This is a genomic window from Nitrincola iocasae (genome assembly GCF_008727795.1).
Classification (GTDB): Bacteria; Pseudomonadota; Gammaproteobacteria; order Pseudomonadales; family Balneatricaceae; genus Nitrincola; species Nitrincola iocasae.
Genome location: NZ_CP044222.1, coordinates 3573011 through 3597770, shown reverse-complemented (window position 1 = coordinate 3597770; position 24760 = coordinate 3573011). Strand labels below are relative to the sequence as shown.

Sequence of the window (24760 nt, the reverse complement as noted above, 5' to 3'; positions counted from 1 at the left end):
CTCACAGTTCAATTGATTGAGGTGGTGTGATGAAACGGTGGCGGATGTTGGCGGGTGCCTTGTGGGTGGCGGTATTACTGGTGGGGTGTGGCGACCAGGCCGAACCAGACAAGGGAGCAGAAGAGGCGGCATCCAAGGCTAAGGATAGGGTTGTACTCGAAGATAAGGGTACGGCTCAGGCCGCCCTGTCAGTGATGGATGTGTCCGAACTCGACGTTGCTGGCGCCAGTGCCCTGGTGGTGTCGTTTTCGGCGCCGCTCGACCCGGATCAGCGCTTCGATACGTTGCTGATGCTCGCCGATGCTCAAGGCGAGCGCCTTGAGGGGGGGTGGATCCTGTCCGATAACCTCCAGGAGCTACGCCGCCAGCCAATTGAGCCGGAGCGCACACTCAGCCTGCAGATCTCAGCCGATATCCGCAGTGTGACCGGTGTGCCGCTGGGTAAGAACGAAACGCACCAGCTCACCACACGCGCTCAACCGCCGTCGCTCGGGTTCGCCAGTCGTGGCTCGCTGCTGCCGATGCGGCTGGCGGATGGCTTACCGGTGATCGCTGTCAATGTCGACAAGGTTGATGTGGAGTTTTTCCGCATCCGGCCGGAACGCCTGCATGGCTTCCTGTCCGAGTGGAACCGCCAGTCTGCGATGGATCTGTGGCAACTCGAGGATATGCCCACTAACGCGCAACTGGTCCATACCGCACAGTTTGCACTGAACCCGCCCGCCAATACGCGCGAACGCTTGATGTTACCGCTCGATGACATTGCCGCGCTGGCCGAGCCGGGGGTGTTTGTGGCGGTGATGCGTCCCAGCGGGACCTTTGCATACAGTCTGCCGGTGACGGTGTTCAGCCGTAGCGATATTGGCCTTAGCCTGCGCCGCAGTGCCACTGGGCTTGATGCCTTCGTGCAGTCGCTGGATGAAGGGCTACCGCTTGCTGAGGTCAGGTTGGAACTGCTTGATGCGAAAGGTCTCACCCTCGCCGAGGGCCGCAGCGGCAGCGATGGCCATGTGCGCCTGCCGACGCATAAGGATGCCCGCTTGCTGCTCGCCACGCGCGAGCGCGCGACCACACTGCTGCGCCTGCAGGATGCTGCCCTGGATCTGGCCGAGTTCGAGGTCAGTGGGCCGCAGGCGGCGGCGCTCAATTTGTTCGCCTTTGGTCCGCGCGACCTCTATCGGCCCGGTGAGACTGTGCCAGTGAATGCGCTGTTGCGTGATGCTGATGGCCGTGCCCAACCGCCACAGCCGATTCCGACCCGCATCCTGCGGCCCGATGGCGAGGTGGTGCGTAGTTTTGTATGGCAGGCCGATGCTGAGGGGCTGTATCAGTATCGCTACCCCCTCTCCGAGAGTGCCCAAACCGGACGGTGGCGGATGCAGATGGATCTGGGGGGCGAGACTCCAGCGGTGTATGAGTTTCTGGTTGAGGATTTTCTGCCTGAGCGTCTTGCGCTCGAGATCTCACCAGATGCCGCTGGACCTCTTGCGCCACACGACGATGCACACTTTACCCTTGAGGGGCGCTATCTGTACGGCGCGCCTGCGGCGGGCAACCGCCTGATCGGGCAGCTGTTTGTTGAACCACTTCGCGAGGCGGTGCCTGATTTGCCTGGTTTCCAGTTCGGCGACACCACTGAGACAGAGCCGGATCGGGTGATTGAACTGAGTGAGAGCTGGCTGGACGACGTTGGTGTAGGCGAGTTGAGTGTGCCCAGCGAATGGGCCGAACGACGCTCACCGCTGTCGCTGACCCTGCAGGCGAGCGTGCAGGAATCCGGCGGTCGGCCAGTAACGCGGCGAGCGATAGTGCCGGTGTGGCCGGGTGAACGCCTGCCTGGAATTCGCCCCCTGTTCTCTGATGGGCGCGTCGATGCGTCGAGTGAGGCACGTTTCGAGATCCTGGTGGCCGATCCGACTGGAGCACGCTTGGCGGTGAGCGGGCTGACTGTGCGCCTGGTGCAGGAGCGACGTGACTATTTCTGGCAGTTCTCGTCCAATGAGGGCTGGCGAAGCAGCTTCAATCAGAAGGATCTGGTCCTGTCGGCGCAGCGCCATGACATTGCCGCCGGAGATCAGATCGAAGTGGGTGTGCCGACCGATTGGGGTTGGTACCGTCTTGAAGCCGAGGACCCCAAAACCGGGCTGGTTTCCAGTGTCCGCTTCCATGCTGGCTATAGGTGGCAGGAGAACGCCGAAGAGGGCAACGTGCGCCCTGACAAGGTCCGCCTCACCCTGGATAAGCCGCGCTACCGCGCCGGCGAGGTGGCGAGCGTTGGAGTCGAGGCGCCTGCTGCCGGGCAGGGGTATCTGATGGTGGAATCAGCCGAAGGGCCCTTGTGGTGGCAGCCGATAGATGTGCCCGCCGAGGGCGCGCATTTCGAACTGCCGATTCCGGAATCCTGGGCGCGCCATGACCTCTACGTGAGCGCGCTGGTGGTGCGCCCCGGTGAACGCGCTGCCCATACCGTGCCGCGCCGCGCTGTGGGGCTGTTGCACCTGCCGCTCGATCGCGAGGATCGACGCCTCGCGATCGAGCTCGACGTACCCGAGAAAATGCGTCCTGGCCGTACACTGCCGGTGCGGCTCAGCCTGCCGGAACAGGCGGGTGAAACGGTGCGGGTCATTGTATCGGCGGTTGATGTTGGCATTCTCAATCTGACTCGCTTCGAGACCCCTGATCCCTTCGCGGCCTTTTTTGGTCGACGTGGCTACGGCATTGATCACCTTGATATCTATGGACAGTTGATCGAAGTGGGTGACACCCGCCGTGCTGAACTCAATTTCGGTGGCGATCAGGACAGCGATCGAGGTGGTGTCGCACCGATTACCTCCATTGAACTGGTGGCCCTGCAATCGGCTCCGGTGACGGTGGCAGCCGACGGGTCGGCTGAAGTGAGTCTGGAGATTCCTGATTTTAACGGTGAACTGCGCATCATGGCGCAGGCCTGGAGCGACAGTGCCTACGGCATGGGTGAGGCGCATACCATCGTTGCCGCACCGCTGGTCGCGACCCTTGCCGCCCCGCGTTTTCTGGCGGGTGGCGACCGAACTGAAGTGGCTATCGATCTGACTAATTTGACCGATCAGCCGCAGACGTTGCAAGCGCAGTTACAAGTGGGTGGCCTGTTGACGGCGTCCGGTACTTGGCCCGATAGTATTCAGCTGGCACCCGGTGCACGCACCACGCTGCGTATGCCTGTCGAAGCCGGTGCGGGTCTCGGCGAAGGCACGCTCAGCCTCGTGGTGGCTGGCCTTGCCCTGCCGGATGAGACCTTTGCACCGCTTGAGCAGCATTGGCAGATCGGCGTGCGGCCCGCCTGGCCAGCGCAGACGGTGAGCTTCGTTGCGGCCCTGCAGCCCGACACCAGCGCCTGGTCACTGCTGCAATTAGCCCCTCAATATGATCAGTTGGATGCACGCCGTGTTGCGGTATCCCTGTCCGCTCGCCCGCCACTGGACCTGGCCGAGCATGTACGCGAGCTGTTCGCCTACCCCTATGGATGCGCCGAGCAGACCACCAGCGGGCTCTATCCGTCTCTCTATGCTCGGCCGGAACTGCTTGCCAGTCTGGGTATTCGCGGGCAGGACGCGGAGACTCGCCGCGCCCGCATCGAGATCGGCATCGAACGCTTGCTCGGGATGCAGCGTTACAACGGCAGCTTTGCGCTCTGGAACAGCGATGGCGAGGAAGAGTTCTGGTTGACCGCCTACGTCGGGGACTTCCTCCTGCGTGCGGTGGAAGAGGGCTTCGCCGTACCCGAAGCGGCATTGGAGTCGCTGCGTAAGCGCCTGCTGGTGTATCTGCAAAACCCGGCCCAGATTGAGGCGCGTTATACTGACAATGCCGAACGCACCCGCTTCGCGGTACAGGCCTATGCCGCTTATGTGCTCACCCGCCATGGTCAGGCGCCGCTAGGCAGTCTGCGTCAGCTTGCTCAGCGTCGCGAACACGCGCCATCCGGACTGGCCCTGGCACAACTGGGCTTTGCCTTGCAGCGCATGGGTGACGGCGACCGTGCCGATACGCTGCTCGATGCTGCGTTGCAGCACCAGCGCGACCCTGGTCGTCGCGGCTGGATTGGCGACTACGGCAGTCCCTTGCGTGATATGGCGTTGACTCTGGCCTTGTTCGAGGAGCACTCCCTGCAGGTGAGCGTGCGTGACCAATTGCACCTGATGCTTAGCGAGCAGTTGCGCGAGCGCCCGTGGTTATCGACTCAGGAGCGCAATGCCCTGTTCCTCGCCGGTCGCCATGGCCTGTCGCGTGCCGGTGAGACCTGGCAGGCACAAGTCACAGCGGCGGCCACCAATCGTGTCGAGGGCGATCGTCCGCGCGCGCTACGTTTTGGCGAAACCGAGTTGGGGGATGATTTTCAACTGAGCAACCCTGGCACCTCGACGTTGTATCAGCGCACCACCCTGACAGGCTATCCTCGTAGCGCGCTGCCAGCAGACGAACACCAGATCGCAGTCAGTCGTCGTATGTTACGACTCGATGGTAGCGACGTCACTGGGGAGCTCGATAGCGGCGAGCTGGTACTGGTACATCTGACACTGCGTGCCCGTACCCGTGTGCATGACGCCCTGGTGGTTGATCTGCTTCCGGCCGGGCTGGAACTCGAAAATCAGCGTCTGGACGGCTCCGCACGCCTGCCCAGCGCCAGTACTGAAATCAATGAGCTGTTGCAGCGCCGGGGTGAGCAAACGCCCCGACACGAAGCCTGGCTGGGTGATCGGTATGTTGCCGCGGTAGACCTTCATGAGGGGGTGCGCACCGATCTGCTCTATCTCGCCCGTGCGGTCACGCCCGGTGTCTATCGCGTTCCGCCGCCGCTGGTTGAGTCGATGTACCGGCCATCGCTACAGGGCCGTGGAGCGACCCCACCAGACCTGCGCGTGCTGGCGCGCTGAATTGGCAGGTGGGCGTCAGTACGATAGAAAGGGATAGTGCGAGGGTCGGTCGGGGTTGCGAACGCTGGCGCCGTCTGATCGTTGCTACCCTGCTGGTGCTATTGCTGAGCGTGATGTTAGCCTGGGTGGCCGATCGCCTGTGGCCGCTGCCCCTCCCTGATGAGGACAGCGCCCGCATCGTGCTCGCGCAGGATGGCACGCCGCTATGGCGTTTTCCCGATGACCAGGGGGTGTGGCGCCATGCCGTGCGGCCTGACGAAGTGTCGCCCTTATATCTCGAAGCCTTGCTCGCTTACGAGGATCGCTGGTTCTATCGCCATCCGGGTGTTAATCCGGTGGCACTGGTGCGGGCTGCGTGGCTCAATCTGCGCGCCGGGCGCATCGTTTCCGGCGGCAGCACCCTGTCGATGCAGGTTGCGCGCCTGCTCGACCCCCACCCGCGCACACTGCCTGGCAAACTCCGCCAACTGGCGCGTACGCTGCAGCTTGAATGGCATCTGAGCAAGGACGAAATTCTTACCCTGTATCTCAATCGTGCCCCCTTCGGCGGCACCCTCGAAGGGGTCGCAGCGGCAAGCTGGACGCTACTGGGTAAGCCTCCCGGCACCCTTACCCATGCAGAGGCCGCTCTGCTGGTGGTGTTGCCTCAGGCGCCCAGCCGTCTGCGTCCGGATCGTTACCCCGAGCGTGCAACCGCTGCACGCGATAAGGTGCTGATGCGTATGCGCGACGGCGAACGCTGGTCACAACAGCAGGTGGATGAGGCTCTCCAGGAGGCTATCATGTTGGCGCCGCCTGATCCGCCCGGGTTGGCACCTCTATTTGCGCGTCGGGTAGTTGGTGAGCGTGACGGCGCACGCCTGCTCACCACGGTGGATGCTCGCTTGCAGCGCCGGCTTGAAGCGCTCGTGGAAGGCTGGCGCGGTCGTCTGCCGCCGCGCACCTCGGCGGCGGTTGTGGTGGTCGAACACGAAAGCATGGCGGTACGCGCCTATCTCGGTTCGGCTGATTTTAACGATAATCAGCGATTCGGCCATGTTGATATGGTGCGTGCGCTGCGTTCGCCCGGATCGACCCTCAAGCCGTTCCTCACCGGCTTGGCTCTGGACGCGGGCCTGGTCCATTCGGAGTCATTGCTGCAGGATGTGCCACGCGTCCATGCCAGCTATCGTCCCGGCAACTTCGCCAGCGGTTTTTCCGGTCCGGTGTCGGTAGCCGAAGCGCTTGCGCGCTCGCTCAACTTGCCAGCGGTACAGTTGCTCGAAGCCTATGGAGCGCGGCGCTTTTACGCCGAGTTGGTGCAGGCGGGTGTGCCGATGGCATTGCCAGCTCATGCGGCCCCTAATCTGGCGGTGATCCTCGGGGGAACCGGCACCCGTCTGGAAGACTTGCTGGCTGGCTATCGTGCCTTTGCGCAGGATGGACGTGTCGCTCCGTTACGTTGGTTTGAGGATGACCCCTTGGTCGAGCGCCGGCTTATCTCTGAGGGGGCCGCGTGGATTGTGCGCCAGACCCTGCTGGGTCGGCGCGCGTCGGGCCAGCCGTTATCGATGGATGCCGCTACACATCCGACCCTGGCATGGAAAACTGGCACCAGCTATGGCTTTCGTGATGCCTGGGCGATCGGGGTTGGGCCACGCTATTTGATCGGCGTGTGGATCGGTCGTCCCGATGGCACACCGGTGGCCGCGCAGTTCGGAGTGAGATCGGCGGCCCCTTTGCTGTTTCAGACCCATGATCTGGTGCGCGGGGGTGTTCCCAACTGGCGCGAAGCCGCGCCTGCTGAAGTTGGAGTGCGTGACATCTGCTGGCCGGGAGGCCAGGTGCTCGCTCCCGACCATCCGGATTGCCGTCAACTGCGCCAGGCCTGGGTGCTCGATGGCGTCGTGCCGCCCACGCTGCCACTGGCCGATCACCCGACCGGTGGTGCACAGCGCCTGGTGCACTGGCTGGATGGGGAGGGACAGCGGGTGGCACCCGACTGCGCCAACGCGCGTCGCGTCGAGACCCTCTTGTGGCCAGCCGCGCTGGATGCCTGGCTGCCGCCGCAGGAGCAACGTGCACACCGCTTGCCACCGGCTTCGTCGACCTGTCCACCGCCACCCGATCCGCGTGCTAGTGCCCCACTGCAGATCATCGGTCTGCGCGATGGCGACATGCTACGGCGGGTCGGTGGCCGCAAAGGGCCTGTGCCGGTCAGTCTTAGAGCCAGCGGCGGAGAGGGGCTGAGACGCTGGTTCCTGAGTGGCGAGCCGGTAGGGAAGAGTGTCGGTGAAGCACCTTTGGCGCTGAGCCTCGACAGACCTGGCGAGCACCAGCTAAGCGTAATTGACGAAAGTGGTCAGGTGGGTCGGGTAACGATCAGGGTACAGGGAGATTAAGTACCAGGGGGATCAGGTAGGAGGATCTATCTGGGCATTCAACGAGTTATTTACCCGGAACCAACCGGCAATACTGTATCTGTCCCGTTGGGTAGGGAGCACTTCATGCGGGAAACGGTCACTCAGAAAAACCAGCAAGGTACCCGTCTCGGGTAAGACTTGTTCCAGCAGGTGGTCACCCTCGTCATTGTAGAGCAGTAGTTCACCGCCCTGATCCTTTTGCCAGTGGTCATTTAAATAAAACACGGTGGTTAATACGCGGTTGGTGCGTCCTTTGAAGGCATCCAGGTGCTGTTTGTAGAAAGCACCGACCGGGTAGTGAGCAAAGTGACATTCATAGTCGAACAGGCCCATAAATAAACGCCGGTTAATTCCCTGGCGCAGGCCATCCATCCAGTCTAAATAGGCGGCTTCTGCGGCATTGCTGTGGCGTAACCAGCGGATCTTATCACGGCGTATATTGCTGTTGAGTTGATGATCCTGATCACGCCCGATACCGGCGCGATGCATAGCATCTTCGGCATCCAGTTGCTGTATGCGTTGCTGCAGGGCGGCAGTCGGCAAGTCTGGCTGTGCCGTTGAGGTGAAATAGTAACCTTGATCAACGAGTGCATCGGCAATGGTGTCATAAAGCGCAGAGCAGGTATCAGACATGCAGCCCCTCGGATCAGGCGAAATTTTGTGCTTTATACACGGAACAGGACGCCGGGTCACGCAGATTAATCATTCATTACGCAAACCGCTGTCGATTGCCTGGCTGACCAACCAGCGGCGTAGGCGCTGGATGCCGACTTCATGGCGTCGCGCCAGTTTCCAGGCAAAATAAAATTCATCACCCGTCCAGAGCTGATGGCAGGGCAGGCGTACAAAACCTTCACTATCATGCTGTGGATTCAGCATGTAATCATTGGTCAGTGCAATGCCCTGATGAAAGCGTGCCGCTTCCAGGGCTAAGAGTATATGGCTGAAATGTTGAACACGTTGTTGGCTTGGCAAACTCAGGTTGGCTGCTTGGTACCAGGCTTCCCAGTCCCCGGCTGGACGATCAAAAATATTATGCGTGGAGAGCAGCGGGTAAGCCGCTAGCAGTTTGGGATCCAGTTGGTCTAGGGTGGGTTCCAATTGCTGTTCCCGACAAATTTTTTGCCAATACTCCTGGCTGCAAACTGGAAACAGACGTTCGGTGTACAACAAGTCATAGGCATAAGCCGCTGAGGTTTTACGGATGGTGATAAAACAGTCCGCAACCCGGTCAGACAGTTGTGGGGTTTCACCGATCATTTCCAGGGATAGATCCAGTTGCGGGTGCTGTCGGCTTAGCTCAGGCAAGCGTGGCACCAGCCAGCGCACGGCGAAAGAACTGTATACAGATAGGCGTAAACGTGCAGCTTCTTGCCCCAATAGTTGCTCACTGGCGCGCTCTATTTGCAACAATGAAGAACTGATTGCCTCATGGTATTGGCGTCCCTCTTCGGTCAGGGATAAATAGCGACCGGTACGTTGAAATAATAGCTCACCCAAATAGGTTTCCAGCTGCTTGATTTGATGACTGACTGCGCTCTGACTGACAGCCAGTTCATCGGCCGCCAGTGAAAAGCTGTTTAGGCGTGCAACCGCTTCAAATACAGGTAGTGCTTTGAGTGGAGGAAGTTTCATTATCGAATTATCTAATAGTTATTTAATAAACATCATTTTATCAGATAAACAATAAAGTTTAGACTCTACACAGATTTTTTAGTCAGCATTTGAGTTATCAAGGTCGTCCCATGTCAGGTAAAACAGTTAATAGCGCCATTTTTTTGCTGGTGATCGGTAATGCGATGGCGTTGATCTCGGATGTGTTTGTCAAACTGGCGGAGCCGGGTGAGGCTGTGTTTCTGTTTGCGTTTCTGCGCAGTCTGATCACTCTGCTGTTGTTATTGCCCTTTTGTCTCAGCATTAAACCTCAAGGGTTTTTTAAGGGTGCCCGGGTACATTTCCTGCGTGCCCATATTCATTTTGGCGGTATGCTGTGTATGGTGGTTGCCCTGTCACATTTGCCCCTGGCAACAGCGAATGCGCTATTTTATGCAGCTCCGATTCTGGTGATGGTGCTGTCGGCGGTACTGTTTGGCGAGCGCCTGAAACGCTTGAGTTTGCTGGCGGTTTTCAGCGGCTTTGCCGGTATCCTGGTTATTCTGCGTCCGGTGGAGTTCAATTGGGCAGCATTAGCGGCCTTGGGTGCTGCGCTGGCGCTGGCATTGGGGGCGCTGTTGGTGCGCAAGCTGCCAGAACAACAATCCACCGGGCATAAACTCCTGCTTAACTACCTGCTGCTGTTGCCTGCTGCCGGGTTTATGGCCTGGTGGGAAGGGGCTGAATGGACGACACAACTGCTGCTGAATGCCCTGGGGTCTGCTGTGTTTATCCTGGGTTATAATATCAGTGTGTTACTGGCCTATCGTCAGGTTGACGCCAGTCAGGTGACCAGCGCTGAATACACCGGGTTGATCTGGGCGGTAGTGCTGGGCTGGGTGATGTTTGCCGAGCAGCCGGACCTGTGGTTCTTGACCGGCAGCGCCATGATTGTCATTCCGTTAGTAATGATTGGCATACAGCAGGGGCGTCGCAACCGGCATCGAATCCACGTCTGAGTTAATTGCGGATCAGGTCTAGCGGAAACTGCCGACCCTTGAGGTCATCTTCAATCAACTGCATCACCAGGTCACTGCGCAAACGGCCTTGCTGTTGCAGTTGGGTGATTTCGGCCAGGGTGAGCCAATGGCAAGCGATGATGTCACTGTCCAGTTGTTCTGTAATTTGCTCCAGCGCCTCAGCCTTGAAGCCAAAGCGGTAGTAGATTTTTTCCTTGTGCTGCAGGTTGAGCAGATAGATGCCAATCAGGTGTTCTGGGCGGGCTTGCCAGCCAGTTTCTTCAAGAACCTCTCTGATACAGGCCTCAACAGGTGTTTCTCCGGCTTCGATATGACCGGCCGGTTGATTAAACACCGGGTTGGCAGGATCACCCTCTTCAACAAGCAGATAGCGGCCCTGGCGTTGGATTAAAGCGGCAACGGTAACATGGGGATGAAATGGCATAGCTGGTAGCTCCTGATCAGATCCTGTATGAGTCTAACCCATACGGGCCAGATTCATACATGGATGACACAGATACTACTGAGGTCGGCAACTTCAGGCAAACCCGCGTTACTCCTCAGGCAGCAGTACTTTGCTCAGTGCGCAGCTGCTGTGCCGCCTGTACCAGATTTTTCAGTGCCGGAGCCACTTCGTTCCATTGGCGTGTCTTGAGGCCACAGTCCGGGTTAACCCACAAACGCTCGGCGGGAATCCATTGACTGGCTTTACGCATCAGCGAGACCATCTGCTCCACGCCGGGCACATTGGGGCTGTGAATATCATACACACCCGGTCCTATCTCATTGGGGTAGGCAAACTTGGCGAAGGCATCCAGTAGCTCCATATCTGAACGTGAGGTCTCGATGGTGATAACATCGGCATCCATGTCCGCAATAGCATCGAGAATGCCGTTGAATTCGGAGTAGCACATGTGGGTATGGATCTGGGTTGAATCCAGAGCACCGGAACAGCTCAGGCGAAAGGCTTCAACCGCCTGTTGCAGATAGGTTTGCCAGTCGTTACGACGTAGCGGCATACCTTCACGGAAGGCTGGTTCATCCACCTGGATCATCTGAATCCCGGCGGCTTCCAGGTCCTGGACTTCATCGCGCAGTGCCAGGGCTATCTGTAGAGCGGTCTGGTGGCGTGGCTGATCATCACGCACGAACGCCCACTGCAGCATGGTAACCGGTCCTGTCAGCATACCTTTTACCAGTTTCTGGGTCAGTGATTGGGCATAGACTGTCCAGTCAACGGTCATTGGGACTGGGCGTGAGACATCACCATAGATAATCGGTGGCTTAACACAGCGGCTGCCGTAGGATTGTACCCAGCCAAAGCGGGTAAACGCATACCCCTGTAACTGTTCACCAAAGTACTCAACCATGTCGTTGCGCTCAGCTTCGCCATGCACTAAGACATCCAGACCATAGTGTTCCTGTTCCTGGATGGCATAAGCAATCTGCTCGCGTATGGCGCTGACATAGTCATCTGCCGATAGCTGTTTCTGCTTGTACTTCAGACGTGTCTGGCGTATCTCCGCTGTCTGTGGGAAGGAGCCAATAGTGGTGGTCGGGTAGAGGGGTAAACGAAAACGCTCATGTTGCAGGGCCGCGCGTTGCGGGTAGCTGGACTGGCGTTGTAACTGATCCGGTTGAATACTGGCAAGGCGCTCTTGTACCGGGCGTTGCGTGACCTGTGCTGAACGGCGGCGGCTTTCGATGGCGCGTGCGTTGGCTTCGAGCTCGGGCAGCACGACGTCAGGTCCCTGTTCGAGTGCACGCCCAAGCAGTGCCAGTTCATCCAGCTTCTCACTGGCAAATGCCAGCCAGAGCTTATCGCTACGCGCCGCATACACTGGCGCCAGCTCATTCAGCAGTACGTTAATATTGCTGCGCCAGATATTACGTCCATCAATCACGCCCAGTGACAGTACTTTGTCTGCTGGCCAGTGCTCCAGTAGTTTGGGTAGCTCGGCTTTTCCTCTAACAGCATCGATATGGAGTCCGGCAACCGGTAAAGATACAGCGGTTTCCAGGTTGTCGAGCAGTGGGCCGAAGTAGCTGGTTAGCAGCAGATTGGGGCTGTGCCCAACCAGTTGGTCATATACACGGCTAAAGGCGGCTTTCCATGAACTCTCCAGATCCAGTGCCAGAATCGGCTCATCCACCTGGACCCAGTCGATACCCAGGTTTTTCAGCTCGGTCAGGAGTTCAGCATACACCGGCACCAGACTTTGTAGCAGATTGAGTTTGTCCAGCGACGCCTCTTTACACTTGCCCAGCCAAAGATAGGTGAGGGGGCCGAGTATCACCGGTTTAACGGCACAGCCAGTTTGTTTGGCACGTTCAATCTGTGCCAGAAGTTTTTCAGCGTGCAGGCTGAAGTGGGTATCGGTATCGAATTCAGGGACGATGTAGTGGTAGTTGGTATCAAACCACTTGGTCATCTCGCCAGCACTGACCGGCTCGCCCTGGCGAGAGCGGCCACGGGCTACGCGAAAATACTGATCCAGTTCCTGGATGGGTTGGTCGGTATGAAAACGCTTGGGCAGATTGCCTAGCAGGAAGCTGGTATCAAGCACATGGTCATAAAGACTGAAATCACCGACAGGTAACAGGCTCAGGCCACTGTTTTTTTGATGTTGCAACTGTGCATCGAGTAATTGGTTGGCTGTGTCAGTCAGGGAATGGGCATCCAGATCGCCATGCCAGTAAGCTTCTAAGGCAAACTTGAGTTCGCGCTTGGGCCCTATGCGGGGAAATCCCAGGTTGTGTAGTGTTATCATGAATATATCCCTATTTAATTAGATTGTTGATAAATTAAATTCAGGATAACTCTAGCAGTGATTTAGTATTAGTAAAATTGATTTATATTTATAAATTCATGAATTTTTTGCACTTTAAATGACGCCGCTCCTGCGCATCCATGCGCTCGTGGCATACCGTACATCCTGTACATAAAAAGCCCGCCAATAGGCGGGCTTAGGTCACTCAGAAAGTCAGGAACAGGTTTGGCTTAAGCGCCGAACTTGGCCTTGGCTTCGATACGACGACGGTGCAAGACTGGCTCAGTGTAACCACTGGGTTGCTCACGGCCTTTGAACACCAGCTCACACGCGGCCTGGAAGGCGACGCTGCCGTCAAAGTCTGCAGCCATGGGGCGATAGAGTGCATCACCGGCGTTCTGGCGATCAACCACGGCGGCCATACGTTTCATGGTTTCCATCACCTGTTCTTCCGAGCAGACGCCATGATGCAGCCAGTTGGCGATGTGCTGGCTGGAAATACGCAGTGTAGCTCGGTCTTCCATCAGCCCTACGTCGTTAATGTCAGGTACTTTTGAACAGCCGACACCCTGGTCTACCCAGCGCACTACGTAGCCGAGAATACCTTGGGCATTGTTGTCCAGCTCCTGACGTATCTCTTCAGCACTCCAGTTGGGGTTTTCCGCTACCGGGATAGTGAGGATGTCATCCAGGCTGGCGCGCGGACGCGACTTGAGTTCGTCCTGACGGGCAAATACATCGACCTGGTGATAGTGCAAGGCGTGTAGTGCGGCAGCTGTGGGTGAGGGTACCCAGGCAGTGTTGGCACCCGACATGGGGTGAGCAATCTTCTGCTCCAGCATGGCGGCCATCAGTTCCGGCATGGCCCACATACCCTTACCAATTTGTGCACGCCCCTGCAGGCCACACATCAGGCCGGTATCAACGTTCCAGTCTTCATAGGCTTTGATCCAGGCGGTGGCTTTCATATCACCTTTGCGCAGCATTGGACCCGCTTCCATTGAGGTGTGCATTTCATCACCGGTACGATCAAGGAAACCGGTATTGATGAAGACTACGCGCTCTTTGGCTGCGCGGATGCACTCTTTCAGGTTGACGGTGGTACGACGTTCCTCGTCCATAATGCCCATCTTCAGGGTGAAGCGCTCAAGCCCGAGAGCGTCTTCGATACGGGCAAACAACTCGTTGGCAAACGCCACTTCTTCCGGCCCGTGCATTTTCGGTTTTACGATATACATGGAACCAGTAACGCTGTTGCGGAACTCACTGTTGCCTTTCAGGTCATGAATGGAGATTAGCGAGGTCACCAGGCCATCCATCATGCCTTCAGGGATTTCGTTGCCATCTTTGTCCAGTACCGCATTGATGGTCATCAGATGGCCGACGTTGCGGACAAACATCAGGCTGCGGCCTTTCAGTGTCACCTTGTTGCCATCTGTTCCAGTGTATTCGCGGTCAGGGTTCATTTTACGGGTGAAAGCACGGCCGCCTTTGGTGATCTCCTCAGTCAGCGTGCCTTTCATCAGACCCAGCCAGTTGCGGTAAACCACCACTTTATCATCCGCATCAACCGCGGCAATGGAGTCTTCACAGTCCATGATAGTAGATAGAGCCGCTTCCATCAGTACATCTTTGATGCCTGCTGCATCGGTTTTACCAATCAGGCTGTCGCGATCAAACTGGATTTCGAAATGCAGACCATTCTGCTTCAGGCAAACGCTGGTCGGGTTGTCAGCGTCTCCGGTATAGCCGACCAGTTGCTGTGCATCGGCCAGACCTGTCTGGCTGCCATCTTGCAAACTGACCAGCAGTTTGCCGTCAACCACAGCATAGGCAGTGGCGTCTTTATGTGAACCCTGGCTCAACGGCGCGGTATCATCAAGGAAGTTGCGTGCAAATTCAATAACTTTGGCACCACGCACCGGATTGTAGCTGTTGCCAACTTCAGCGCCATCAGCGTCAGAGATGGCATCAGTACCATAGAGTGCATCATAAAGACTGCCCCAGCGTGCATTGGCCGCGTTCAGCGCGTAACGCGCATTCATCACCGGGACAACCAGCTGTGGTCCGGCCAGGCTGGCCATTTCCGGATCAACATTGGTGGTGGTGGCACTGAAATCTTCACCCTCGGGTAGGAGGTAGCCTATTTCCTGCAAAAACGCTTTGTAAGCGTTCATGTCCAGCGGCTGACCTTTATGTTCAAGGTGCCACGCATCGATCTGAGCCTGAATCTGCTCACGCTTTTCCAGCAGTGCACGGTTACGCGGTGCAAGATCGTGGACGATTGCATCAAAATGTTGCCAGAAACTCTGTTGATCGACACCTGTGCCGGGCAGGGCTTCCTGATTAATAAAGTTGTATAGATTCTCTGCGACCTGCAGGCCGCCTATCTGAACCCTCTGGCTCATGGTTATGCCTCAAGATTTTTATTGTCCCGAACTGGCACCAGGCAGGCGCTTCGGGTAACGGTTAATAACAAAAATGCAACGGTACCATACCGCAAAATGGCGGGTTTGTCCCTAGGCGAAGGGTCTAAGACTGACTGTAGTGAAACTGTCATCTTTGGGTGCAATCATTAGATAGACAATTTAGAATAATGCAACGCAACATGGATATGACACCGATAAAAAGTATGGATAGGCTCTTGGAACAACCCCCGGTTCTGGATGAGGATTGGGTGCTTGCTTTGCAAAATGAACTTGAAGCATTCGATCCGGAACAAGTCACTCTCTGTGATGTGCATCTGCGCCAGTATTATGCCCATTATGGCTTTACTTGCTTACCTGATGAGGTTGAATATTCTGCAGGTACTGAATGGATAGTGGGCACACGTCTGTTTCTACAATATTTTCGGCGGCGCTTTGCGCGAGGCACCGTTGTGCTTATGCACGGTTATACAGATCATTCCGGTATGTACAGTGGGCTGATTGATCACCTGTTGCGGCGCGGTTGGAATGTCCTTACCTATGATCTTCCGGGGCATGGTTTATCTGCTGGCGAACCCTTGGGTATCAATGGATTTGATCAGTATGTGCGCCAATTGCAGCAGGTGTTGAATAACTATACACCGTTATTTAAGGGGCCTGTAGTGATGATGGGGCAAAGCACCGGAGCCGCTATCATTCTGACGCTTTTGATTCAGTCGGATCGGGAGCAAAAGCGACGCTGGGCGCTTGCTGGCTCGGTATTTCTGGCTCCACTCATCCGGCCAGTGGATTATTATTATATCCGCAGTGTTTATAAAACGATGCACTGGTGCTTGCGCCGTGTGCGTCGACGCTTCAGTAGCAATTCACATGATGCCGATTTTCTACACTTTCGTGAGTCTCGTGATCCATTACAGCATCGCTATATGGCGATCAGTTGGATAGGCTCCATGCTCAAGTGGGTGGCCGATATTGAAAAGGTTGGCCCCTGCTCAGACCGCCTGATGGTTATTCAGGGAACGGACGATAAAACAGTGAACTGGCGTTACAATGTAGCGGTGCTGGACCAGCTCTGTCCGGCGGCTGAATTGCGTTTAGTGCGTGATGCCAGACATCAATTGGTGAATGAGTCCGATGAGTACCGGGATAAGGTGTTTGCCCATATTGATGAGTTTCTGGGCTCATGCAGGACATATAAAGCAGCCCCTTCAGCAGCCGTAATACGGCGCTGAAGTGGCTGCTATCAGAGCAGCGATCAGAATAAACGGCGGCAGCGAATTGTGCCTTCGATGCTGGCGAGCTTATCCAGTGCCAAGGCCGAGTAATCGGCATTTACATCGATAACTACATAACCAACGCTTTCGTTGGTTTGCAGATATTGCCCTAGTATATTGATGTCGTTGTCTGAGAAAATGCTGTTGATTCGTGACAAAACACCGGGAATGTTCTGATGTACATGCAGCAGGCGGTGGCTGTCTGGGTGACCTGGCAGTGCCACTTCCGGGAAGTTGACTGAGGTGATTGATGAGCCATTGTCGCTGTAAGTGATCAGTTTTTCGGACACTTCATAGCCGATGTTTTCCTGAGCTTCCATGGTGGATCCGCCCACATGAGGTGTCAGAATCACATTGTCGAAACGACGCAATGGGCTGATGAATTCATCATTGTTACTGCGGGGTTCAACTGGAAATACATCGATAGCAGCACCTAGCAGTTTACCGGATTCCAGTGCCTCACACAGGGCATCGATATCAACAACATTGCCACGTGAGGCGTTCATAAATACGCTGCCCTGTTTCATCTGCGCAAACTGGGCTGCACCCATCATGTTACGCGTTGAAGGTAGCTCGGGAACATGCAGTGTGACGATGTCGCTGATGGAGAGCAGCTCAAACAGTGAACTGACCGGTTTAGCATTGCCGAGTGGTAGTTTGGTGATCACATCATAAAAGTACACATCCATCCCCAGGCCTTCAGCCAGAATGCTCAATTGTGTACCGATGCTGCCATAGCCAACAATGCCTAGTTTTTTGCCACGAGTTTCGTAGGCGTTTTTAGCTGTTTTTTGCCATTCTCCCCGATGTGCGCAGGTATTTTTTTCCGGAACACCTCGCATCAGCAGGATGGCTTCAGCCAGAACCAGTTCAGCAACAGAGCGGGTATTGGAGTAAGGTGCATTGAACACCGCAATACCGGATTGAGTTGCCGCTGCGAGGTCTACCTGATTGGTACCTATACAGAAACAGCCTACCGCAACCAGTTTTTCAGCGGCTGCAAAAACCTTTGCGGTTAATTGGGTACGAGAACGGATGCCAATAAAGTGCACATCTTTGATACGCTCGATCAACTCATCTTCCGAGAGTGAACCGCTGTGCGTTTCAATAGTGGTATAGCCGTTGGCATTAAAGGTGTCGACGGCAGACTGATGCACACCTTCAAGTAGCAGAATTTTGATCTTGCTTTTGTCCAGAGACGTGGTCTTACTCATGTTGGCAACTCACAGAATTTTGCGAAAAAAATATCGCCATTTAATGTCAGGCGACGCATATTATCACATTAGCGACAAAGTGTGGGCGTTGATCTGCATAGATGAATCATCTAAATATTCATCGCATGTTGAATCAGACTGATGCAGGTTCGGGCAGAAAAATCCCTGTTAAGAGTGCTGTTTTTAGCTTTTTATTCCGCGATGCAGTAATCTGAAACTATGCATGCCAGCCGGGTTGAAGTAACAGCCCGAGCCAGCTTCCGAAGGAGAGCGTAATGTTGAGCAATATCAGCGTGTTATGTCAGCGATTATCAGCCTGTATTATTGTGGCTGTGCTGCTGCTTCCCACATCACTGGTTGCTCAGGATAACCACCTGAGACTAGTGTATGTCAGTGAAATGACTGAGATGGACAGTGAGGAGAAAGGCAGTTATCCAAGGTTGGCTGGCTTGCTCAACCACTACCGTGCGGAGCCTGTGCCTGTGTTGTTTATCTCTGGTGGAGGTGGGCTGGCACCCAGTGCCATGTCATCTCTGGATAGGGGAGCGCATATCATTGATTTGCTCAACTCGCTGGAACCGGTGGCGATGGTCGCTGGCAAACGTGAATTCAGCTTTGGTGAAGATGAGCTATCTTTGCGCGCCTATGAGGCAGCCTTTCCAGTGATAGCGTCCAATTTGTATGACCCACTGACGGGCAATAATCTTGATGGCATCAGTAATTCCTTATTGGTGCAGCAATATGGGATAACTCTGGGTTTTATTGCTGTGATCCCACCGATTACCCATGAAGAATATAACCTGCAACGGGTAGAGGTACTGGATCCTGTTCAGAGTATCATCACGCGGGCTGAACAGTTACGGGCGGCGGGAGCCGACCGGATCATTTTGACCTACTCCTGCTGCTACCGAGACTATCTGGACTATTTTACTGAACTGGATCAGTTGCTGCATGACGGCGTGATTGATCTGGCACTGGGCAAAGATGAGCATCTTCTGCTGGCTGAGAATCGACTTGATAGTATGCACCCAAACCATATCTGGGTGACGGAAGGTGATCAAGTAGCTGTGGTTGACCTGAATCTGGCGGCTGCTTCAGGAGAGTCGATGTTGTTGGAATGGCATGCAGAGAGTATGAATGGCTATGAGCCTGATTCGTATGTGACCCAGCAAGTGGGTGATTATCATCAACGTCTTGAACTCCTGCTCAACGAAGAAATCGGCCAGGTAATGACGTCCTTTGCTACCTATCAGGCTGATGTCAGGACGGCAGAAAATCCATTGGGTAATCTTCTGGCTGATGTAATTCGTGCTCATGCAGGCGCTGATATTGGCCTTATTAATGGCGGTTTTATTCGCGGTGAGCGGCGTTATGAAGTTGGTGACCGCCTGACACGCCGGGATATCATGCGTGAAGTGCCGTTTCGTGATCGGATCGTATTGATCGATGTGAGCGGTGCTACGTTGCTGGCTGCACTGGAAAACGGTTTCAGTCAGGTCGAGGAGATCAAAGGCCGTTTTCCGCATGTCTCCGGGATGCAGGTAACTTATGATTTCAGTCGCCCAGTAGGGCAGCGAGTCCAACAAGTGAATATTGCCGGACAGCCATTAGCTATAAACCAGCAGTACCGTTTGGCTACACGCGAATTTCTTGCTACGGGTGGAGACGGGTTTGAAATGTTCATTGATCAGCCGCATTTACGTTACTCGGGTCAGATGACACGCTTAGTCGCGGATATTCTGATGGATCATGTACAAGAAACACACAAACTGGCACCCACTGTTGAGGGGCGATTGGTAGATGTTCAGTAGTCATGAGTTTGCCTGCGATGCGCCTTGGTCATAGTATAGCGATCCGGCTGACGGCGGCATTAATCATCTTTCTGATGCTGTTTCTGGTTATGGCAGCTATTGCATTTTATCGATCTACAACCTTTGAAAATTTGCTCACCAGTATTGTTTCTACGGCCTTACCTGAAATACGTCAGTCTGCCATGCTGGATACCCAGGTAAAAGAACTGCCTTATCTGACAGAGCACCTATCCAGAGCTGAAAGTCAGGCTATGCGTCGTTTGGCATATGGTGATATAGAGCAGAAAATCCGAGATATCCAGCTCTTGATTAGTGAACAGCAGAATCAACAGTTAGCGCTTAAGTTTGATGTCATCCAGCGTGAAGTCCGGCACCTGAATGAGTTGATTGAGCAGCACTTATACTATCAGCAGGCCATCAGCCATGTATCGCAGGAAATTTATCGCTTTTATGATCAGGCGGAAGTCATCGCACGTGATTCGCATGCTTTTCCAGAATGGGCGCTAAACTTTTCCAGTATTATAGTTCGTGCCGGACAGGTGCAAAGTGTGAATCGACTGGATGACATGCGTCAATTGACTGAGTTGATCCGTAGCGATCTAAGCAAACAAGGGGCCCTGCTGGACACCTTGGATGTTAGTCTGCGCACCAATGCGATGACGCTGCAAGACAGTTTATCCTTGTTGTTGCTGGATGAAACCGGTTTGATTGCATTACGTTCAGAGCAATTGCGTATTAATGGACGGGTAACGGGGCGGACCCGTTTTATCCGCAGCATGGTGCAAGATTTTGGTTCTGAGGCTGAGTATACCACCTTACAGAAACAAACCCGGTTGATACAGAATGTAAACGCTATGTCGGAAACACTGGAACGTCAGACCTACTGGGTTGGCGTTTTGTCATTACTGGTTCTGGTGTTTTTGCTTGCTATGATCTGGTGTATCAAAATTCAGGTAATCAACCGCTTGCAACGTTTGAAAACCTTGGTAATGGATCAGGTTGGTAGCCAGCCTGAGCAAATCCACATCGATGGACGTGATGAAATTACCGAATTGGCTAAGGCATTTAATTTCTATGCCAAGCAGGTTAGTGAGCAGAATAACCGTGTGGAGGCACTTTCACGCACAGATGGACTGACAGGCATTAGTAACCGACGCGGATTTGATCACCAGTTGGAGCGTTTGGTGAACTTGTGTCGTGAGCGTAACCTGCCTTTGTGTGTATTAATGATTGACGTGGATTTCTTCAAGAACTATAACGACTTATATGGACATCAGGCGGGTGACGAGTGCTTGCGGCAAGTGGCTGACTTGCTGCGGAGAGTGGTGGGTCGTAGCCAGGATTTTGTGGCACGTTACGGCGGTGAAGAATTCGTGTGTATTTTGCCGGAAACAGATATTACCGCAGCACGACTTCTGGCTTCGGAAATATTGGCAGAAACCAGTGCATTGGATATTGAACATAAAGGGAGTTTGGTAGCTGAATACCTGACTCTGAGTATAGGTATTACTGGGTGCGATGGTGAGAATATGCCCTCGGCAGATATTCTGATAGGGTTGGCAGACGCTGCGCTTTATGAGGCTAAAGCCAAAGGACGTAACTGTATGGTGGAAAAACAATGTGGCATAGATGCCTAGTGCAGAAGTGGATTGTGTTGTTATGTCTCTGCATCCTTGCTTTGTTGGGCAGTCAGTTACAGGCCCAGGTCAGCCAGATGCCAGAGGAATCAGCTAAGCAAGTCTATCGGATCGGCATGCCACTGGTGGATGACCAGGACATTATGGCTCGTCGCTGGCAGCCATTGATTGATTATCTCAATCAGCAGTCCTCGTCAGCACTATCGTTTGAACTGGTTGTGCTGGATCTGCAGGCTTTGGATGCAGCACTGGATAAAGGGGAGCTGGACTTTATCTTTACCAATCCATCGCTTTATGTGCTTTACAGTTATCGTTATGGTTTGTCATCACCGTTGGCGACGCTACTGAACAATGAACAGGGCCAGATTGTCAGTCAGTTTGCCGGTACTATCTTCAGTCGCGCAGACCGTTCCGACTTGAGTCAGCTATCTGATCTGAAAGGAAAGCGTATAGCGGTTGTGTCGCGTCAGTCATTAGCCGCCTTTCAGATGCAGGCGGTTGAGCTGAAACACTTAGGCATCAGCCCAACTGATGATATCGAATTGTTGGAAACCGGGCTGCCGCTACATTCCGTCATCAATGCAGTGATGTCACGTGAGGCTGATGCCGGTTTTATGCGTGCGGGTGTGTTGGAACAGTATCAGGCTGAAGGACTGCTTGATGTTGGCAGTTATAAACTGATTGGATCCCAGCAGCAGCCGGGCTACCCATTAATGACATCGACGAGTCTGTATCCAGAATGGCCCGTTGCGGCATTGCCGCATACGGCGCCGGACGTGGTGCGCCAGGTAACGGCTAGTTTGCTCAGTCTGCCTGCAAATAGCGAGGTTGCGCGGCAGTTGGGGATTGCCGGCTTTACCATTCCTGGCGATTATCGCGGGATAGACCGGCTGCTGCGTGATTTGCGACTGCCACCTTTTGATCAGCAACCGACTTTCACGCTGCAGGAGATTTGGGCGCAGTGGCAGCTATATTGGGCACTGATGTTAACTGGGGCCGCCGCTTTTCTCATTGCCAGCATTCTAATTCTTCGACATAAAAATCAGCATTTGGCCGTGACTCAGCAACGCAATCAGCAAATTACAGAGCAGTTGCGTGAGAATGAGTTGCTGTTAAATCATGCCCAGCATGTCGCTTGTATCGGTAGTTGGGATTATGATCCTGAATCGGGACTGTTTAACTGTACTGAGCAAATGCGTCTGATGTTTGGTCTGTCTGAAGACCAAAGCATACGTATTGATGATTTTATGGCGCAGATTATCCCGGAAGATATAGACGAAACTCAGCAGTCCTGGGATCTGGCTCTGGCCGGGCAGGACTACGAGCTGGATTACCGGGTACGCTTGGGTAGTGATGTGCGTTGGCTGCATGAAAAACTGCATGTCATTCGCAACTCTCGCGGAGAGATGGTGCGTTTGTTGGGTACTGTTCAGGATGTGACAGAAAAGGTCGAGTATGAGCAACATATTGAGTCGCTGGCTTTTAATGATGCACTGACAAAAATTCCTAACCGCGCCTGGTTGCAGGAGCAGCTTCAAGATGTGTTGCAGGACAGTGCTGAGCAACCCTATTCAGCATTACTGATTCTGTTGAATATTGATCGCTTTAAAACCATCAATAATGCGCGAGGTAGCCGTTTTGGCGATGCATTGCTGATTGCAGTTGGGCAGCGGCTCAGTCAGTGTCAGTTCTTTGGTGTTCAGGTACAGGTTGCCAGAGTCGCGGGCGATGAATTCGCCATCCTGGTGCAGTCTGAACGCTTGCCTGAGATGCCGGTTACCGCCCTGGAAATAACCTTGGCCGATCTTTGCAATCAGATTTTTGAAGCTCCTTTTCTGATCGATGATGAACCCGTCAGTATATCCATCAGTTCCGGTGTGACACGTTTTCCGGAAGAGGATGACTCGATTACCGCTGAGTTAGTGTTTCAGCGCGCCAGTATGGCGCTGACTCACTCACGCCTGGAAGGGGGAGGACAACTAATCTTTTTTGAATCCCCCATGAGTGAAGCTGCCGGATACCGTTTCCGTCTGGAGCGTGACCTGAGTCGTGCTCTGGAACAAAATCAACTGCGCCTATTCATGCAGCCGCAGTTTGATGGCCAGGGCAGTAAATGTGCAGCGGAACTGCTGTTACGCTGGGAACATCCGGAACTGGGTATGATCTCACCGGCTGATTTTATTCCTATCGCCGAATCATCCAATCTGATAGTAGATCTGGATATTTGGGTAATGGACCAGGCCTGCAGTCTGATACAACAAGCTAAAACTTTGGGAATAACGTTGCACCTGGCCGTTAATATCAGTCCGCGGCATTTCTGTATTCAGGGCTTTGTACCCTGGATGAAAATGGTGCTGGAACAGCAGGATGTTAACCCGGCACAACTGATGCTGGAAGTTACAGAGGGCCTGTTTCTTAATAACATTGATAGCGTATCTGCCAAAATGCAGGAGCTAAGGCAGTTAGGGTTGCGCTTCTCTATTGATGATTTTGGTACTGGTTATTCATCGCTGGCCTACTTGAAGCGCTTGCCAGTCAGTGAAATTAAAATTGATCGCAGTTTTGTCCAGGATGCACCACAAGACCCTGACGATGCTGCATTAATAGAGGCCATTCTGGCGGTAGCTGACAAGATGCATCTGCAGGTGGTCGCTGAGGGTGTAGAAACACTTGAACAGGCTGAGTTTCTTAAGGCCAGAAGCGAGACTATTCTGTTTCAGGGTTATTTCTACGGTCGACCCGCGCCAGTTCAGGATTGGTTGATGCGTTGGCAGGAAAGCGCTCTACTACCCTGTACTTAATCCCGAATCTGATCGGCCAGAAATTCGATAAAGGTCTGGTTGGCACGGGATAAATACCCACCTTTGCGCCAGGCCAGCGACAGATCCAGTAATACCGGCTGAGAAAAGGGTCTGGCAACCAAGGCCGGCTCATCCCGGATGACCATCTGCAGTAGTGTCGAAATACCAAATCCCTGTTTGACGATCTGTTTGATTAATGGAATTAGATTGGTCTCGAAACCGATATGCGGCTGTAATCCTGTTTCTTGTAGTAGCCGGTTGATCACTTCACGATGAAAATACCCCTCTTTAAACAACACCAGCTCCTGAGCAAAAAAATCTTCGGATGTTATGCTCTCACAGGCTGCAAGCGGGTGATCATCTGCCATCACCACCATCATTTCTTCATTTAGAAATGGGCAGAGCTCTAGTTCATTGGTCGGTGAGTCCTCAACGATCACACCGATATCAATTTCGCCACTGAGCAGCATCTGTTGCAGCTTGCGTGTACCCGCTTCAATGACAGAGATTTGCAGATCCGGATAGCGGTGGCGAAAGGCCATTAGAATCGGGGGAAAGTAATAAGATCCCAGCATACCGGGAATACCAATGCGAACTTCCCCACGTTTCAGGCCACTGAGTTCCTGCATGGCCAGTTCGGCTTCATCCGCAGCCATCAAAACTCGACGTGCGTGCAGCAGCAGTTCTCTACCCTCGTCAGTTAAGCTGATTTGGCGATCATGGCGATGGAACAGAGAGATGGACAGGGTTAGCTCCAGTTTCTGGATCGCCATGCTGACCGCCGGCTGGGCCAGGTTCAGCTGCTCGGCAGCCGCTGTAAAGCTGCTCAGCTCGGCGACCCGGACGAAATAGCGTAGGTGTTTTAGATTCATTATCAATTTCTCTTATCGTATTTATCA

At 54.3% G+C, this 24760-nt stretch carries 14 protein-coding genes; 7 read left to right on the top strand and 7 right to left on the bottom strand.

The genetic code is table 11. The features are described from left to right. Positions 1 to 29: 29 nt before the first annotated feature. On the top strand, positions 30 to 4913 hold the full coding sequence (locus tag F5I99_RS16590; protein ID WP_225307450.1) for an alpha-2-macroglobulin family protein: 4884 nt from the start codon (positions 30 to 32) through the stop codon (positions 4911 to 4913). 8 nt (positions 4914 to 4921) lie between these two features. Continuing rightward, positions 4922 to 7294, top strand: coding sequence for a peptidoglycan glycosyltransferase PbpC (gene pbpC, locus F5I99_RS16585; protein WP_225307449.1), 2373 nt, complete (start codon positions 4922 to 4924; stop codon positions 7292 to 7294). A 12-nt stretch (positions 7295 to 7306) separates the two neighbouring features. Here pbpC and F5I99_RS16580 read toward each other — a convergent pair whose 3' ends face one another. Both F5I99_RS16580 and F5I99_RS16575 read right to left on the bottom strand, forming a co-directional pair. Next, complete coding sequence (locus F5I99_RS16580) at positions 7307 to 7948, bottom strand: 2OG-Fe(II) oxygenase (RefSeq protein ID WP_151057935.1); 642 nt, start codon at positions 7946 to 7948, stop codon at positions 7307 to 7309. A gap of 69 nt (positions 7949 to 8017) precedes the next feature. Then, positions 8018 to 8950: a LysR family transcriptional regulator gene (locus tag F5I99_RS16575; RefSeq protein ID WP_151057933.1), complete on the bottom strand. Its 933-nt coding sequence runs from the start codon at positions 8948 to 8950 to the stop codon at positions 8018 to 8020. Between the two features lie 110 nt (positions 8951 to 9060). On the opposite strand from F5I99_RS16575, the gene F5I99_RS16570 reads away from it, so the two are divergent. Further along, positions 9061 to 9927 (top strand): DMT family transporter, encoded by an 867-nt coding sequence (locus F5I99_RS16570; protein ID WP_151057931.1) that lies wholly within the window; start codon positions 9061 to 9063, stop codon positions 9925 to 9927. 1 nt (position 9928) lies between these two features. On the opposite strand, the gene F5I99_RS16565 is transcribed toward F5I99_RS16570, so the two are convergent. The 3 genes from F5I99_RS16565 to F5I99_RS16555 form a co-directional block, all read right to left on the bottom strand. After that, positions 9929 to 10372 carry an NUDIX hydrolase gene (locus F5I99_RS16565; RefSeq protein ID WP_151057929.1) on the bottom strand — a complete coding sequence of 148 codons (444 nt, stop codon included), beginning with the start codon at positions 10370 to 10372 and terminating at the stop codon, positions 9929 to 9931. A 115-nt stretch (positions 10373 to 10487) separates the two neighbouring features. After that, a complete protein-coding gene (metE, locus tag F5I99_RS16560; RefSeq protein WP_151057927.1) occupies positions 10488 to 12698 on the bottom strand; it encodes a 5-methyltetrahydropteroyltriglutamate--homocysteine S-methyltransferase in 2211 nt (736 codons plus the stop codon). Positions 12699 to 12928: 230 nt separating this feature from the next. Continuing rightward, a complete protein-coding gene (locus F5I99_RS16555) occupies positions 12929 to 15106 on the bottom strand; it encodes a malate synthase G (RefSeq protein ID WP_151057925.1) in 2178 nt (725 codons plus the stop codon). Between the two features lie 236 nt (positions 15107 to 15342). Between F5I99_RS16555 and F5I99_RS16550 the strand changes: the two genes are divergently transcribed. Continuing rightward, complete coding sequence (locus tag F5I99_RS16550) at positions 15343 to 16356, top strand: alpha/beta hydrolase (RefSeq protein WP_191905879.1); 1014 nt, start codon at positions 15343 to 15345, stop codon at positions 16354 to 16356. Between the two features lie 23 nt (positions 16357 to 16379). Here F5I99_RS16550 and serA read toward each other — a convergent pair whose 3' ends face one another. Continuing rightward, a complete protein-coding gene (serA, locus tag F5I99_RS16545; protein WP_151057921.1) occupies positions 16380 to 17612 on the bottom strand; it encodes a phosphoglycerate dehydrogenase in 1233 nt (410 codons plus the stop codon). A gap of 275 nt (positions 17613 to 17887) precedes the next feature. On the opposite strand from serA, the gene F5I99_RS16540 reads away from it, so the two are divergent. The 3 genes from F5I99_RS16540 to F5I99_RS16530 all read left to right on the top strand — a co-directional run bounded on the left by F5I99_RS16540 (position 17888) and on the right by F5I99_RS16530 (position 23861). Continuing rightward, on the top strand, positions 17888 to 19423 hold the full coding sequence (locus F5I99_RS16540) for a bifunctional metallophosphatase/5'-nucleotidase (RefSeq protein ID WP_151057919.1): 1536 nt from the start codon (positions 17888 to 17890) through the stop codon (positions 19421 to 19423). Positions 19424 to 19425: 2 nt separating this feature from the next. Continuing rightward, on the top strand, positions 19426 to 21060 hold the full coding sequence (locus F5I99_RS16535) for a GGDEF domain-containing protein (protein ID WP_151057918.1): 1635 nt from the start codon (positions 19426 to 19428) through the stop codon (positions 21058 to 21060). A gap of 77 nt (positions 21061 to 21137) precedes the next feature. Continuing rightward, positions 21138 to 23861: an EAL domain-containing protein gene (locus F5I99_RS16530; RefSeq protein ID WP_191905878.1), complete on the top strand. Its 2724-nt coding sequence runs from the start codon at positions 21138 to 21140 to the stop codon at positions 23859 to 23861. Here the strand turns inward: F5I99_RS16530 and F5I99_RS16525 are convergent. Further along, on the bottom strand, positions 23858 to 24733 hold the full coding sequence (locus F5I99_RS16525; protein ID WP_151057914.1) for a LysR family transcriptional regulator: 876 nt from the start codon (positions 24731 to 24733) through the stop codon (positions 23858 to 23860). The two genes, F5I99_RS16530 and F5I99_RS16525, sit on opposite strands and share 4 nt — an antisense overlap. Between the last annotated feature and the right edge of the window lie 27 nt (positions 24734 to 24760).

Bases quoted from the DNA above. Each gene is read 5' to 3' on its own strand.
- F5I99_RS16535 (WP_151057918.1), top strand. From the start codon at position 19,426: ATGAGTTTGCCTGCGATGCGCCTTGGTCATAGTATAGCGATCCGGCTG.
- F5I99_RS16575 (WP_151057933.1), bottom strand. From the start codon at position 8,950: ATGAAACTTCCTCCACTCAAAGCACTACCTGTATTTGAAGCGGTTGCA.
- serA (WP_151057921.1), bottom strand. From the start codon at position 17,612: ATGAGTAAGACCACGTCTCTGGACAAAAGCAAGATCAAAATTCTGCTA.
- F5I99_RS16530 (WP_191905878.1), top strand. From the start codon at position 21,138: ATGCCAGAGGAATCAGCTAAGCAAGTCTATCGGATCGGCATGCCACTG.
- F5I99_RS16570 (WP_151057931.1), top strand. From the start codon at position 9,061: ATGTCAGGTAAAACAGTTAATAGCGCCATTTTTTTGCTGGTGATCGGT.
- F5I99_RS16540 (WP_151057919.1), top strand. From the start codon at position 17,888: ATGTTGAGCAATATCAGCGTGTTATGTCAGCGATTATCAGCCTGTATT.
- metE (WP_151057927.1), bottom strand. From the start codon at position 12,698: ATGATAACACTACACAACCTGGGATTTCCCCGCATAGGGCCCAAGCGC.
- F5I99_RS16565 (WP_151057929.1), bottom strand. From the start codon at position 10,372: ATGCCATTTCATCCCCATGTTACCGTTGCCGCTTTAATCCAACGCCAG.
- F5I99_RS16525 (WP_151057914.1), bottom strand. From the start codon at position 24,733: ATGAATCTAAAACACCTACGCTATTTCGTCCGGGTCGCCGAGCTGAGC.
- F5I99_RS16580 (WP_151057935.1), bottom strand. From the start codon at position 7,948: ATGTCTGATACCTGCTCTGCGCTTTATGACACCATTGCCGATGCACTC.
- F5I99_RS16555 (WP_151057925.1), bottom strand. From the start codon at position 15,106: ATGAGCCAGAGGGTTCAGATAGGCGGCCTGCAGGTCGCAGAGAATCTA.
- F5I99_RS16590 (WP_225307450.1), top strand. From the start codon at position 30: ATGAAACGGTGGCGGATGTTGGCGGGTGCCTTGTGGGTGGCGGTATTA.